Source organism: Bradyrhizobium sp. AZCC 2262 (genome assembly GCF_036924535.1).
Lineage (GTDB): Bacteria > Pseudomonadota > Alphaproteobacteria > Rhizobiales > Xanthobacteraceae > Bradyrhizobium.
On sequence record NZ_JAZHRT010000001.1, the window covers coordinates 4,648,138 to 4,663,216 of the forward strand.

Here is a 15,079-nt window from a genome sequence, read left to right on the forward strand (position 1 = left end):
GACCTTTGAATTTATGGGTTTCACGTCCCCGATCAGCTCAATGAAAATCCCGTGACGGCGGCAGGATGCGGACGTCGCGCGGGTGGCGGATTTTTTGTGCGGGACTATCCGGGTGGTCGCGGCGGTCATCGTTGAGCGGCTCGATCAGCGCGGGGCCGGCCGGGACCGGATGCCTGCGGCCCGGCGCATCATTGGCGAGGCCGATCAGGTCGCCGGAGCGGTCGAACATGCGCTGCGCCACCAGATGCGTGACGTGCTCCGGGCTGCTCTGGATATAGCCTTCCACCAGGATGAGGCGGGCGCCCATCACCTCTTTCCGGTACTGCTCCATCACCTTGGGCCACACCACGATATTGGCGATGCCGGTCTCGTCCTCCAGCGTCATGAAGACGACGCCCTTGGCGCTGCCCGGCCGCTGCCGCACCAGCACCACGCCGGCGCAACGAACGCGGCGCTTGTCGTTCTTATGGTTGACATCCTGGCAGGTGACGACGCGCTCGCTCGTAAACCTCTCGCGCAGGAATTCCATCGGGTGCCCCTTCAGCGACAGCCGCACCGTCTGATAATCGGCGACCACCTGCTCCGGCAGCGGCATCAGAGGCAGCGGTTTTGCGTTCTCGTCGGGCTGCTCGCGCGCGACCGCGGCTTCGAACAGCGGCAACGGCACGTCGTCGGGCAGCCGCCGCACCGCCCACAGCGCCGCGCGGCGGTCGAGCCCGATGGAACGAAAGGCATCGGCGTCCGCCAAGAGGATCAGCGCGCGCTTCGGCAGGGCGGTGTCGCGGGCGAATTCTTCCAGCGAGGTGAAGGGACGGCGTTTGCGGGCGGCGACGATGCGGTCGGCCCAGTCGGTCTCTCCGCCGTCATTCCGGGGCACGCGAAGCGTGAACCCGGAATCTCGAGGTTCCGGGTTCGTCGCTGACGCGACGCCCCGGAACGACAACTGGCTCTGCTTCAACCTCTCCTCATCCTCATCAACCCAGCTAAATCCGTCGATCTGGCGGAAGCCCAAGCGTACCGCGCAGTATTTCCCACTCCCCTCCTCCAGCGTATTCTGTGCAAAGCTGTAGGAGACATCGATCTCGCGCACCTCGACGCCGTTGGTGCGGGCGTCGCCGACGATCTGCGCCGGGGCGTAAAAGCCCATCGGCTGCGAATTGAGCAGGCCGCAACAGAAGGCATCAGGGTGATAATGCTTCAGCCATGAGGAGATATAGACGAGCTGGGCGAAGCTGGCGGCGTGGCTTTCCGGAAAACCGTAGGAGCCAAAGCCCTTGATCTGGTCAAAGCAGCTTCTGGCAAACTCCGGCGCGTAGCCGCGCGCGATCATGTTGCCGATCATCTTGTCCTCGAACTTGCCGATGGTGCCAACGTTGCGAAAGGTCGCCATCGCGCGGCGCAGGCCATTGGCTTCCTCCGACGAAAACCTCGCCGCCTCGATCGCGATCCGCATCGCCTGTTCCTGGAACAGCGGCACGCCGAGCGTCTTGTGCAGCACCTTGTGCAGTTCATCCGGCGGCCCGTGCTCGGGCGACGGCGACGGATAGTTTTCCTTCTCGACGCCGTTTCGCCGCCGCAGATAAGGATGCACCATGTCGCCCTGGATCGGGCCGGGGCGCACGATCGCCACTTCAATGACGAGATCGTAGAAGGTGCGCGGCTTCAGCCGCGGCAGCATGTTCATCTGCGCGCGGCTCTCGACCTGGAACACGCCGAGCGATTCGCCGCGGCACAGCATGTCGTAGACCTTTTCGTCGTCCTGCTCGACGCTGGCGAGCTCCCAGCGCTGGCCTTTGTGGTCGGCGATGAGATCAAAACATTTGCGGATGCAGGTCAGCATGCCCAAGGCCAGCACGTCGACCTTCATCATATGAAGCGCGTCGACGTCGTCCTTGTCCCATTCGATGAAGGTGCGGTCGTCCATCGCCGCGTTGCCGATCGGTACATAGGTGTCGAGCCGGTCCTGCGTCAGCACATAGCCGCCGACATGCTGCGACAGATGACGCGGGAATTCGATCAGCTCGGTGGCGAGCTCGACCGCAAGCTCAACCATCGCATTTTGCGGATCGAGCCCGGCCTGCCGGACCTGCATTTCGTTGAGGCCCTTGCCCCAGCTTCCCCACACGGTGTCGGCGAGCGCCGCGGTGACGTCTTCCGTCAGCCCCAGCGCCTTGCCGACGTCACGGATCGCGCTGCGCGGGCGATAATGGATGACGGTGGCGATAATCGCGGCGCGGTGGCGGCCGTAGCGGCGATAGACATATTGCATCACCTCCTCGCGCCGCGAATGTTCGAAATCGACGTCGATGTCGGGCGGCTCCAGCCGCTCCTTGGAAATGAAGCGCTCGAACAGGAGATCAACCTTGGTCGGGTCAACCGAGGTGATGCCGAGCACGTAGCAGACAGCCGAGTTGGCCGCCGAGCCCCGGCCCTGGCACAGGATGTTCTGGCTGCGCGCATAATGGACGATGTCGTGCACGGTGAGAAAATAATGCGCGTATTTGAGCTCGGCGATCAGCGCGAGTTCCTTGCACAAGGTGGCGCGCAACGTGTCAGAGATCTCGCCGTCGAAATATTTGTCGACGCCGGCCCAGGTCAGATCCTCCAGATGCTGCTGCGCGGTCTTGCCCGGCGGCACCGGCTCGTCCGGATACTGGTATTTGAGTTGGTCGAGCGAAAACGAAATGCGCTTGGCAAAGCGCATGGTTTCAGCGATGGCTTCCGGAATATCGCGAAACAGCCGCGCCATTTCGTGGGGCAGCTTGAGGTACCGCTCGGCATTGGCCTCGAGCCGCCTGCCGATGGCGTCAATCGTCGTCTTCTCGCGGATACAGGTGAGCACGTCCTGCAGCGGGCGGCGCGCGGGATGATGGTACAGCACCTCGTTGGTCGCCAGCAGCGGCACTTTAGCGGCCAGCGCCAGCCGATGCAGCCGGGCCAGCCGACGCTTGTCATCGCCGCGGTAGAGCAGGCTTGCGGCAAGCCAGACGCCATCGGCGCGGCTGTTGTTCAGTTGCCGCAGAATTTCTTGCGCATTCGCCGCGTCGAAACGATGCGGCAGCGCCAGCACCAGAAGCTGGCCCTCGGCGAATTCAAGCAGATCATCGAGCTTAAGATGGCATTCGCCCTTCTCGATCCGCGTGATGTCGTCGCCGCGCTTGCCGCGGGTGAGCAACTGGCAGAGCCGGCCATAGGCTGTGCGGTCACGCGGATAGACCAGGATGTCGGGCGTGCCGTCGATGAAGACGAGCCGCGTGCCGATCAGGAGTTTTGGCTTATGCGTGACCTCGGGGTTATCCAGTTCCTTCCAGGCGCGCACCACGCCGGCCAGCGTGTTGTGGTCGGCGATGCCGATGACGGGAATGCCGAGTTCACTGGCCTGATGCACATAGGCGCGCGGATCGGAACCGCCGCGCAGGAACGAGAAATTGGTGGTGATGCCGATTTCGGCATAACCGGGAATGTTCGCAAGGTTTTTCATGCGAACAGCCCGTGCACGAACCATCTGACCGGCGCGGGCTCGCCTTCCGCGTCTGCCAGCTCGCTTTCATAGAGCCCGTCGCGAAAGATCCAGAAACGAAGTCCCGCCTCGTCCTCGATGCGAAAATAATCCCGCGTCGGGCCGTCGCCGTTTTGCTTCCACCATTCCATGGCGATGCGTTCGGGGCCCTCCACCCGCACCACCGCATGCGTCACGCGGCGCCAGGTGAACTGATGCGGCGGACCATCAGGCACCGTTGCAAACGGCACCTTGATGGGCTCCGGTTTTTCGAACAGCCGCAACGGCCGCAGCGGCGGTTCGCTTTCGATACGCTCCGGCCAAGCCGCCTGCGCTGCGGCCGCCAGATGGTGCTGCGCTGTTACGGCCAACACGGCGCTTTCAGGGATGTGGGTATCCTGCGGCAGATGAACGACCACGCGCTTGCCCCCGATGCGCGCGGCGATGCGATCGATCAGCGCGGCCAGTTGATCATTGTCATGGACATTGGCGTCGAGATCGCGCTGCTGTTGCACCACGATTTCGGTGCGGCTGGCGGACAACCTGATCAGATCGAAGCCGAAGCCGGGATCGAGGGGATCGTTGAGCGCATCGAGCCGCTCGCGAAACAGGCGGTCGATCATATCAGCCTTCGTCACCGGACGGCCGGTATCGACCGAGATCGTGCGCACCGCGCCGTCGGTGCGAAAAAAACTGGCTTCCAGCCGCCGCGCGCCCTTGCCCTGTTTGTCCATCGCCGTGACCAGCATGGCAGCGAGCGCGGACAGGTTCATTGCGATCACGGTGTCGGTGGCGACCGGTTCGGGAAAGCGTTTTTCGACGATGTAATCCGGCGGCGGTTTTCGGGGGCTGATCGGCGCATCGCCCTCGCCCAGCGCCTGCTCCAATAATGTGGTGAAGCCGGCGCCGAACCGTGCCGTGATTTCGTGGCGCCCGCGCGAGGCGACGTCGCCGATGGTCTTTAACCCCGCACGGCGCAGGCCGCCGGTGATGGCGTCACCGGCGCCGAGCGTGGAGACCGGCAGCGGGCTGACGGCCTCCGCCTCCTCGCCATCGGCAATGATTTGTCCCGCACCATGCCGCGTCAGGGTCCGGGCGCAGATCGAGGTCGAGGCGATCGCGGCGCTGACGGCAAAGCCGCGGCGGCTCAGCGCGCCGCTCACGATCTGCAGCAGCGCGCGCTCGCCGCCGAACAGATGGGCGCAGCCGGTGATGTCGAGATAGAGCCCATGCGGCGGATCGAGCGCCACCAATGGGGTAAAGCGGTCGCACCAGTCGGCGATGTCTTCGAGCATCTTGCGGTCGGCGACCTCGTCGGCGTCGAACACCGTCAATTCGGGGCAGATCGCGCGGGCATTGGCGAGTGGCAGGCCGATCGAGAGGCCGGCCTGTACGGCCAGATCGTCGAGCGAATGGATCAGGATAGCGTTATGCTGCTTGGCAACGACGACGCTGGGGAAGGTTTGAGTCACCTCTCCCGCTTGCGGGGGAGGTCGGATCGCATCCCCACCCCAACCCTCCCCCGCAAGCGGGAGAGGGGGCGCACCGTTCGTATTGCAAGCAGCGTGGCTCGCAACTGTTTTGGAATTTTCAGCTTGCGCGGCGCTGGCCTGCATAAGCCGCCGCTTGATGCGGTCGATGGGCAGGCGTGGCAGCCACAGGCTGAGGATACGACGCCGGTTCGCTGAAGAGGCACTCATCACATTTCCATTCCATGATCCAGCGGCCGACCGGGCCATGACGGTTACGAACCAGTTGCGCGTCGAAAACAGGCGCGCCCCAGGCGTGCCAGGGCGTAGACGGCGGCGAATGCGCCGCGCGCACGATCCATCGGGTTTCCGCGGTCGAGGGCCGCGGCTCCGCCGCCATCCGCAGCAGCAAGGCGGTGACGCCGGAGGCTGCCGCGGCCAATGTGAGCTTGCGGCTGGCGACGAGATCGAGCTGGCGCGCCTGCCCCCAGACTTCCAGCACGACGGCGCCGAGCGCATCGCAGGCCAGCGCGTCGGCGGCGGTCCGCAACGCGGCGTCGGTGTCGGCGGCGCGCACGGTCACCAGTAACCGCGGATCGAGACCCAATTCGCAAAGCCCGCTCATCGACAGCGCGCCGGATTCAATTTCCGAAAAATCCTGTCGTACCCAGACCAGCGGCCGGCGCGGCGATACCCTTCCCGAAAGTCCTGCGATGAAGCCCGTGGCCGCCGCGCTCTGATGGCCCTCGGCGAACACTTCATGCACCGCTGCGACCGCAAGCCCGCCGCACAGCACAGAATCCGCTGCCGCATGGCCGAGCGCGACCTTGTTGAGGTCATGCGCATCGCCATGCGTCTCCAGGCGCTCGATGCTTCCGCGCAAAGTTGCAAGCGTGCTTGTACGTGCGGTGCTCATGCCCCGCTCCTCGGAAATTTTGGCCTTTACCGCTTTTTCCTATGAACCCGCGGCTGGCTCATTTGTTCATGATATGTTCTAATATAAAGCTAACCGGCCCGGCAGAGTCAATCGGGATCGACACTTTGACGATTCATGAGTGGAATCAAAGGGATCTTGGGATGGACGTGCAACGTAAGCTGGAAATCCTGGCGGATGCTGCGAAATACGATGCTTCCTGCGCTTCCTCAGGGACAGAAAAGCGGGATTCCAGTGACGGCAAGGGCCTCGGCTCGACCGCGCCGGGCATGGGCATCTGCCATTCCTACGCGCCGGACGGACGCTGCATCTCGCTGTTGAAGGTACTGCTCACCAACGCCTGCAATTACGATTGCTTATATTGCGTCAACCGCACTTCTTCGAACGTGCCGCGGGCGCGCTTCACCGTCGACGAGGTGGTGAAGCTGACGATCGACTTCTATCGCCGCAACTACATCGAGGGATTGTTTCTCTCCTCCGGCATCATCCGCAGCGCCGACTACACCATGGAGCAAGTGGTTTCTGTCGCGCGAAAACTGCGCGAGGAGCATCACTTCCGCGGCTACATTCATCTCAAGACCATTCCGGAGGCCGACGATGCGCTGATCGCGGAGGCCGGCAAATATGCCGACCGCCTCAGCATCAACATCGAAATGCCACTGGAGAACAGCCTCGCCAAATTTGCGCCGGAAAAGGACGTGCGCGCGATCCGTCGCACCATGGGCCGGTTGCGGCTGAAGCTCGACGAGGCGCAGGAGAACAACCTGGCCGCAACGCAAGCAAAGCCGCCGCGCTTCGCCCCCGCCGGGCAGAGCACGCAGATGATCATCGGCGCTGATACCGCCAGCGACAAAACCATCCTCGATACCAGCGCCAATCTCTACGGCTCCTACCGGCTCAAGCGAGTCTATTATTCGGCCTTCAGCCCGATCCCCGACGCCAGCCGCGCGCTGCCACTCGTTCCCCCGCCGCTGCTTCGCGAGCACCGGCTCTACCAGGCTGACTGGCTGATGCGGTTTTACGGTTTTGACGCTGGCGAGATCGTCGAGGAGACCGCCGGCATGCTGCCGCTCGACATCGATCCGAAACTGGCCTGGGCGCTGCGCCACCGCGACCGCTTCCCGCTCGATGTCGCAACCGCAAGCCGCGAGGATCTATTGCGCGTGCCCGGCTTCGGCACCAGGGCTGTCGACCGCATCATCGCCACGCGCCGCCTGACCTCGATCCGCTTGGCCGACCTGGTGCGGCTGCATATCCCCCAGAAGAGGACGCTGCCGTTCATCGTGCTCAGCGATCACCGCCCCTCGCCGCATCTGCTCGATGGCGCGGGGCTGGCGGAAAGATTCAAGCCGAAGGCGACGCAATTGGGATTTGGGTTTTGACGTCATTGCGAGGAGGAGAAACATGCACCACACCACCCTCGACAGCGAAACCGATTTCGATGGCTGGCGCAAAGCGGCCCGCGCGTTGGCGCTGAACGATGTAAAACCGTCCGACGTGATATGGCGCGTGGCGGGAGATGCGCCGGAACTGTTCGCGCCGACGCCACCGCTGGAGCCGCAGGGTACCTTCAGCGTATCGGCCAGATTCGTCGAACTGACGGAGGTCGCAATCCTGCACCGCAACCCGGAGCGGTTCGCCCTCCTCTACCGCCTGCTATACCGGCTACGAAGTCACCATGATCTTCTTGATATCGCGACCGATTCCGATGTGGCCGAAGTCACGGCGATGGCCAAGACCGTGCGCTGCGACGAGCACAAGATGCATGCCTTTGTCCGCTTCCGCGAAGTCGGCCGCGAACAGAACTCGCACTTCGTCGCCTGGTTCGAACCAGAGCACCACATCGTCGAACTGGCCGCGCCGTTCTTCGCCCGCCGCTTCGCCGACATGCCCTGGTCGATCCTGACGCCCGATGTCTGCGCGCATTGGGACGGCCATGCCGTCACTATCACGCCGGGCGTGGCCAAGAGCGAAGCTCCGAGCGCGGATCGGCTGGAAGAAACCTGGCGGAGCTATTACGCCAGCATTTTCAATCCTGCCCGGCTGAAAGTTCAGGCCATGCAGAAGGAGATGCCCCGTAAATACTGGAGGAACCTGCCGGAAGCCTCGTTGATTAAGCCCCTGATCGAAGGCGCCGGACGCACCGCAAGCGCGATGATCGCGAACCCGGCGACCAAACCGCACAAGCCGCAGAAACGGCTGGAACCGGCCAAGGCAGACGAAATGGCACGCAAACATGCTGACGATATTGAGAAACTGCGCGAGGAAGCCGCCGATTGCCGCGCCTGCCCTCTCTACAAGGATGCCACCCAGACCGTGTTCGGCGAAGGGCAACAGACGGCGCGGATGATGCTGGTCGGCGAGCAGCCGGGCGACAAGGAAGATCTCGCCGGCAAACCGTTCGTCGGACCCGCCGGCCAGATGCTCGACCGCGCGCTGGAAGAGGCCGGGATCGACCGCCGCACAGTTTACGTCACCAATGCGGTCAAACATTTCAAGTTTGTGCCGCGCGGAAAAATCCGCCTGCACCAGAAGCCGAATACGCCGGAGATCAGAGCGTGCCGGCAATGGTATGAACGGGAACTGGCCGCAATCAGGCCCGATCTGGTGGTGGCAATGGGGGCCACCGCGGCGCAAAGCGTGCTCGGGAAAATTACTCCGATCAACAAGAACCGGGGCCGCCCGATCGATCTCGACGACGGCACCAGGGCACTGGTGACGGTGCACCCGTCCTACCTGTTGCGATTGCCCGACGCCGAGGCCAAGGCGCTGGAATACCAGCGCTTCGTCGAGGATCTGAAGATGGCGGCCGACCTGCTGCGAAGATCGGCGCGCGCGGCCTGAATTTCCGGCACCCGGCAGCCGCAATTTCCCGAGAAATATAACGAGGAAATTGACAATCGCATCTGCAACCGTTAATTGATGGGAGACGCAATCGCATTCTCAAGGGAATGTGGGACGTCTGGTCACGCCACGACGCTCCCATACGGTCGACGCGCTGCGCGGTCCACTTCAGCCCCGGCGCCGTGCAGCGCGCGACCCACTTTCTTGCGACGCGAGTTCCCGCATGACACGCGACGGCGCGCCAACAATCGACAGCACGCGCCCGCAAAGCCCCAACGATTCCAACAGGAAGCCTCCAACGCTGCGCTGACGTGCGCGCGATCGCCTGATCCGACCGGCCAGGGCAATGCTTGCGCCTGTCATCTAACCTTCAAGTCCCTCGGTCAAAGATGCCCCTCTTCTCAGAATATTACGACGGGGGGTCAGAATGACCGACATTGCACTCAATTCATCGATGGCCGACGACGCGGCGCCTGTCCAGCCTGCCTCGCGGCCGAACCTCGACAAGGGGTTCAATCCGCTGACCATGATCCTGTTCTTCGGCATCCTTGCCGCCGGACTGCTGTACGTCGCCTACAGCATCTACGCCGACATCGACGCGACCGGCATGCGGGTCACCGCCTACCTGCCCTATGTCCTGCTGTTCGTGGCGCTCCTGATCGCGCTCGGCTTCGAATTCGTCAACGGTTTCCACGACACCGCCAACGCGGTCGCGACCGTGATCTATACCCATTCGCTGCCGGCGGAATTCGCCGTGATGTGGTCGGGCTTTTTCAACTTCCTCGGCGTGCTGCTCTCCTCGGGCGCGGTCGCCTTCGGCATCGTCTCGCTGCTGCCGGTGGAATTGATCCTGCAGGTCGGTAGCAGCGCCGGCTTCGCGATGGTGTTCGCGCTGCTGATCGCGGCCATCATCTGGAACCTCGGCACCTGGTATTTCGGCCTGCCGGCATCCTCTTCGCACACGCTGATCGGCTCGATCATCGGCGTCGGCATCGCCAATGCGCTGATGCGCGGCCGTGACGGCACCTCGGGCGTCGACTGGAGCAAGGCGACCGAGATCGGTTATGCGCTGCTGCTCTCGCCGCTGTTCGGCTTCATCATGGCGGCGATCCTGCTGCTGGTGCTGAAGTTCATCGTGCGCAATCCGGCACTGTATGCTGCGCCGGAAGGCAACAAGCCGCCGCCGCTGTGGATCCGTGGCATCCTGATTGCGACCTGCACCGGCGTCAGCTTCGCGCACGGCTCCAACGACGGCCAGAAAGGCATGGGCCTGATCATGCTGATCCTGATCGGCACGGTGCCGACCGCCTATGCGCTGAACCGCGCGCTGCCGGAATCCCAGATAGCACAGTTCCAGAAGACCTCGGACGCCGCCTCCAAGGTGGTCGCCGCCAAGGGTGCCGGCCACAGCATCATCGGCGATCCCAGGCCCGCGGTGACGCAATACGTCGCCACCCGCCAGATCAGCGAAGGCACCTATCCCTCGCTGTCCGTGCTGGTGAAGGACGTCGGCGAGCAGGTCCTGAAATACGGCTCGCTGAACAAGGTGCCGGCCGAAGCCGTCGGCAATACCCGCAACGACATGTACCTGACTTCGGAAGCGATCCGCTTCCTGATGAAGGACAAGGAAAACGATCTGAAGAAGGATGAGGTCGATACCCTCAAGGCCTACAAGGGCTCACTCGACTCAGCCACCAAGTTCATCCCGCTCTGGGTCAAGATCGCGGTGGCGATTGCGCTCGGGCTGGGCACCATGATCGGCTGGAAGCGCATCGTCGTCACCGTCGGCGAAAAGATCGGCAAGACGCATCTGACCTACGCGCAGGGCGCCTCTGCCGAGCTGGTTGCCGCCGCCACGATCGGCGCCGCCGACGTGTTCGGTCTGCCGGTTTCCACCACCCATGTGCTGTCGTCCGGTGTCGCCGGCACGATGGCGGCTAACGGTTCGGGCCTGCAGATGGCGACCATTCGCAATCTACTGATGGCGTGGGTGCTGACGCTGCCGGCCGCGATCTGCCTGTCGGCAGGCCTCTACGTGCTGTTCTCGAATCTGTTCTGAGTATCGGCGGTGCGGTGGAGCCGCTGCCATACAGGCAGCAGCCTCGACGGGTAGCGGAAGGCCGGAGCCAACTCCGGCCTTCTGTTTTCCACGAAGTGCCTGCCGCCCCGGCCGGCCTGCCGCACATCAGTATTCACACCACGCGACCCAAAAAGGTCTGCAGCCGGAGCCGCCCATGACCAAAATGCCTCTCAACGGCGCCACACCGATTCACGATCGCATTCACGCGGAAATGCTCGACAGTTTCGACGAGGAACTGGAGCTCGAGATCGACGACGATCGCCTCGATGCGCTGACCAATGAATTCTCCGACCATACCGCGAAGGAGACCGTCGATCGGCGGGTCTACTTCAGGGAATTATTCCGCCTTCAGGGCGAACTGGTGAAATTGCAGAGCTGGGTGCAGCACCAGAAGCTCAAGGTGGTGGTGATTTTCGAGGGTCGCGATTCCGCCGGCAAGGGCGGCGTCATCAAACGCATCACCCAAAGGCTCAATCCGCGGGTCTGCCGCGTCGCGGCGCTGCCGGCACCGAACGAGCGCGAGCGCACGCAATGGTATTTCCAGCGTTACGTTTCGCATCTGCCGGCCGGCGGCGAGATCGTGCTGTTCGACCGCAGCTGGTACAACCGCGCCGGCGTCGAACGCGTGATGGGCTTCTGCACCGAAGACGACGTCAACGAATTCTTCCGGTCGGTACCGGAATTCGAGCGCATGCTCGTGCGTTCCGGAATCATCCTGATCAAATACTGGTTTTCCATCACCGACGAGGAGCAGCATCTGCGCTTCACCATGCGGATCCACGATCCGCTCAAGCAGTGGAAGCTGAGCCCGATGGATGTCGAAGCGCGCAGCCGCTGGGAGCAATATACCAAGGCCAAGGAAGCGATGCTGGAGCATACCCACATTGCGGAAGCTCCCTGGCATGTGGTCGAGGCCGTCGACAAGAAGAGGGCGCGGCTGAACTGCATCGCGCATCTGCTCGAACAAATTCGCTACCAGGAAGTCACGCACGACCCGGTGGTTCTGCCGGCGCGGGTACGCAACCCGGATTATCACCGCGGGCCGGTTCCGCCCGAATTGTACGTGCCGGCGCGCTACTGAGCGCGCCGTCCCCGCTGCGCTCGCGCGATTTCAGTAGTCGCGCTCGCGGTGCACGTCGTGGATCACGATGCCCGTGCCCTGTTCCGGCAATTCCAGCCAGTCCCGACGCTTCAGCGTGCGGCGGGTGTCTTCCAGACCGCTTTGCCAATGCTCGCGCATCGACGTGGCCGAGAATTCATGATCCTTGGAATCGCCTTCATAGGCTTTCTGCTGATAGATCATCTGCAGGATCGTGATTTCCGGCAGGTCGGCGAGACGGTCGCGCAAGGCGCGTTCATCGTCGCTGAGCCGGTCGTCCGGCACCTTCTGCAGCGCCTTGCAGAGATCGGTCTTGAGATTGTTCATCTGCTTGTAGACATCGGTATTATGCCGGGTGCGGGACGAGTAGACGATGTCCTTGTGCCTCGCCAGCACCTCCTGGATGTCGCGGGGCAGCGCGCCGCGAGCGCTGAACAGGTCGACCTGAAACACCAGCGAATTCAGCCTGTCGTCCTGGTCCAATAGATGCTGCAGCGGGGTGTTGGAAACGATGCCGCCGTCCCAGAAATGATCGGTGCCGATCTTGACCATCGGCAGCGCCGGCGGCAACGCGCCACTTGCCATCACATGTTCGGGGCCGATCGCTTCGTTCTTGTTGTCGAAGTACAGGAAATTTCCGCTGAGCACGTTGACCGCGCCGACCGCGAAATGGACTTTGCGCGAATTGATGAGATCGAAGTCGACCAGTTCGACCAATGTTTCACGCAAGGGGCTGGTGTCGTAATAGCTGGTCGCGGTCCTGGCGCCGGCGAGGCTGAACCACGGATTGATGTCGTGAGGCTTGAAGAAGTCGGGCTGGCCGAGCGTGGTCGTCAGGAATGAACTCGCGAGGTTACGGGTCTTGCGGTAGATGTCGCCGTCCGGCGTATAGTGCCAAACCCTGCGCGCGGTAATGCGCTCCCAGAAGATTTGAAGCCGCTCCAGACGACGCTCGGGCGGATTGCCTGCGATGATCGCCGAATTGATCGCGCCGATCGACACCCCACACACCCAGTCCGGCTCGATGCCCGCTTCGTGCAGCGCCTGATAGACCCCGACCTGATAGGCGCCGAGCGCCCCGCCGCCCTGCAGCACCAGCGCGATCCTGTCGCAGCGATCGGGCCGCCAGCCGGGAGCGGTGGAAGTGGCTGAATGTGGTGCGCGCGCGTCCATGGCAATACCCCGCGAGAAACGAAATGAAGGATCGCCCCGCAGAATCCAGGGCAGCGGTGACACCGGTATGACAATGCGCAGGCACCGTGCTCACGCGCATCGGCCGCTGTCACACGTGTGAAGAAAATGTCTCACATTGCTGTCGCCGACCATCGCTAGCAATTGCGCATTGCGGCCGACGAGGCACCTGCAATCGCACGGCCTCGTGCGGGCATTTCATTCTCATCCGAAGAGTCATTGCCATGTTTTCCGGAAAATCCGCCATCGTGACCGGTTCGACCAGCGGAATTGGTCTCGGCATTGCGCGCGGCCTCGCCGCCGGCGGCGCGAACGTCATGCTGAACGGGTTCGGCGACTCGCATGAGACCGAGACCATTCGCCAGGACCTCGCCAACGGTCACAACATCAAGGTGCTCTATAGCGGGGCCAACATGGCCGACGACAACGAAATCGCCGGCATGATCGCGGAAGCCGAGGATGCGTTCGGCGGCGTCGATATCCTGATCAACAATGCCGGGATCCAGTACGTCGCTCCGATCGAGGAATTCCCGGTCGAGAAATGGAATGCGATCCTCGCCATCAACCTTTCCAGCGCATTCCACGCCACGCGCCTCGCGGTACCCGGCATGAAGAAGAAGTCGTGGGGTCGGATCGTCAACATCGCCTCGGCGCACGCGCTGGTCGCCTCCCCCTTCAAGTCGGCCTATGTCGCCGCCAAGCACGGTATCGCCGGCCTGACCAAGACCGCGGCGCTCGAACTTGCCGAACACGGCATCACCGTCAATGCGGTCTGCCCCGGCTACGTCATGACGCCGCTGGTGGAGAAGCAGATCCCCGAACAGGCCAAGGCGCGCGGCATCACCGAGCAGCAGGTGATCTCCGACGTCCTGCTCGCGGCCCAGCCGACCAAGCGCTTCGTCACCGTGGAAGAGCTGTCGGCGCTGGTGAACTTTCTCTGCACCGACAACGCCCGGTCGATCACGGGGACTGCGCTGCCGGTCGACGGCGGCTGGACCGCTCACTGAGAATAAGGGGGATTTTCGATGCGCAAGGCAGACGTGCTCAAGCTTCCGTCGATGCCGATGGCCGGTCCAAGCTATCCGGCGGGACCGTATCGCTTCATCAACCGGGAATTCCTGGTCATCAGCTACGAGACCGATCCCGACCTGATCCGCGCCGGCCTGCCCGAACCGCTGGAGCCGGTCGAGCAACCGGTCGTGCATTACGAATGGATCAAGATGCCTGACAGCTCCGGTTTCGGCAGCTACACCGAATCCGGGCTGGTGATCCCTGCGCGGCTCAATGGCGAAGAGGTCAATTTCGTCTCCCAGATGTATCTCGACGATGATCCGCCGATCGCAGCCGGCCGCGAGATCTGGGGCTTTCCGAAGAAATACGCCCACCCGAAGCTCGAGGTGGTCAAGGATACGCTGACCGGCACCCTCGAATATGCCGGCCAGCTCGTCGCCATGGGGACCATGGGCTACAAGCATGAATCGATGGCCGGCAACGGCGAGATAACCCGCGCCACCCTGTCGAAGACCCAGATCAATCTCAAGCTGATCCCCGGTGTCGATGGCCGCGCCGAAGTCTGCCAGCTCGTCGCCATCAACCTGACCGATATCGTCGTCAAAGGTTCATGGATCGGCCCGGGCCGGCTTCACCTCGTGCCCCATGTCAACGCGCCGGTGGCCGATTTTCCGGTCCGGCGTGTCGTCGGCGCGCATCATTTTCTCGCCGACCTGACGCTGCCCTATGGCCGCGTCGTTTACGACTACAACAAGCAAGACGAAGACCTGGCGGAAGCCGCAGAATAACGGCGAATGACACACTGCTGTAACAGGGGTGTCATTCTATGAAGCCTATTGGGGGGCTGGCGGCGGTCGAACGGCTGCCTCCAGAACCTGATTTGTCCTTGTGGTGGGCGCACCCCGTGATTTTGGCGTGCGACAACGTTTCTGCGGTGTTCGATGCGAGGTGA

General features: G+C 63.0%; 10 protein-coding genes. 6 read left to right on the forward strand and 4 right to left on the reverse strand.

The genetic code is table 11. The annotated features are described in order from the left end of the window. Positions 1 to 37 precede the first annotated feature (37 nt). From V1283_RS22190 to V1283_RS22200, 3 genes are read right to left on the reverse strand one after another with little or no spacing between them, the layout of a single operon-like run. Complete coding sequence (locus V1283_RS22190; RefSeq protein WP_334388578.1) at positions 38 to 3,481, reverse strand: error-prone DNA polymerase; 3,444 nt, start codon at positions 3,479 to 3,481, stop codon at positions 38 to 40. Continuing rightward, positions 3,478 to 5,199, reverse strand: a complete 1,722-nt coding sequence (locus tag V1283_RS22195) for a Y-family DNA polymerase (protein ID WP_442895771.1) — start codon at positions 5,197 to 5,199, stop codon at positions 3,478 to 3,480. Before V1283_RS22195 ends, V1283_RS22190 begins: the two co-directional genes overlap by 4 nt. Further along, positions 5,090 to 5,884: an ImuA family protein gene (locus V1283_RS22200; protein WP_334388580.1), complete on the reverse strand. Its 795-nt coding sequence runs from the start codon at positions 5,882 to 5,884 to the stop codon at positions 5,090 to 5,092. The genes V1283_RS22195 and V1283_RS22200 overlap by 110 nt, the downstream gene beginning before the upstream one ends. A gap of 161 nt (positions 5,885 to 6,045) precedes the next feature. Here V1283_RS22200 and V1283_RS22205 point away from each other — a divergent pair, with 161 nt between their 5' ends. From V1283_RS22205 to ppk2, 4 genes are all read left to right on the forward strand, one after another. Beyond that, complete coding sequence (locus tag V1283_RS22205; protein ID WP_334388582.1) at positions 6,046 to 7,284, forward strand: putative DNA modification/repair radical SAM protein; 1,239 nt, start codon at positions 6,046 to 6,048, stop codon at positions 7,282 to 7,284. 22 nt (positions 7,285 to 7,306) lie between these two features. Next, positions 7,307 to 8,746, forward strand: coding sequence for a UdgX family uracil-DNA binding protein (locus V1283_RS22210; protein ID WP_334388583.1), 1,440 nt, complete (start codon positions 7,307 to 7,309; stop codon positions 8,744 to 8,746). A 427-nt stretch (positions 8,747 to 9,173) separates the two neighbouring features. After that, a complete protein-coding gene (locus V1283_RS22215; RefSeq protein WP_334388585.1) occupies positions 9,174 to 10,805 on the forward strand; it encodes an inorganic phosphate transporter in 1,632 nt (543 codons plus the stop codon). A gap of 184 nt (positions 10,806 to 10,989) precedes the next feature. Further along, complete coding sequence (gene ppk2, locus V1283_RS22220; RefSeq protein WP_334393139.1) at positions 10,990 to 11,907, forward strand: polyphosphate kinase 2; 918 nt, start codon at positions 10,990 to 10,992, stop codon at positions 11,905 to 11,907. 30 nt (positions 11,908 to 11,937) lie between these two features. Here ppk2 and V1283_RS22225 read toward each other — a convergent pair whose 3' ends face one another. Further along, entirely contained in the window at positions 11,938 to 13,098 is a 1,161-nt protein-coding gene (locus tag V1283_RS22225) for a patatin-like phospholipase family protein (protein WP_334388586.1), read from the reverse strand. A gap of 242 nt (positions 13,099 to 13,340) precedes the next feature. Between V1283_RS22225 and V1283_RS22230 the strand changes: the two genes are divergently transcribed. Next, positions 13,341 to 14,123: a 3-hydroxybutyrate dehydrogenase gene (locus V1283_RS22230; RefSeq protein ID WP_334388587.1), complete on the forward strand. Its 783-nt coding sequence runs from the start codon at positions 13,341 to 13,343 to the stop codon at positions 14,121 to 14,123. An 18-nt stretch (positions 14,124 to 14,141) separates the two neighbouring features. Further along, entirely contained in the window at positions 14,142 to 14,915 is a 774-nt protein-coding gene (locus tag V1283_RS22235; RefSeq protein ID WP_334388588.1) for an acetoacetate decarboxylase, read from the forward strand. The last annotated feature ends 164 nt before the right edge of the window (positions 14,916 to 15,079 follow it).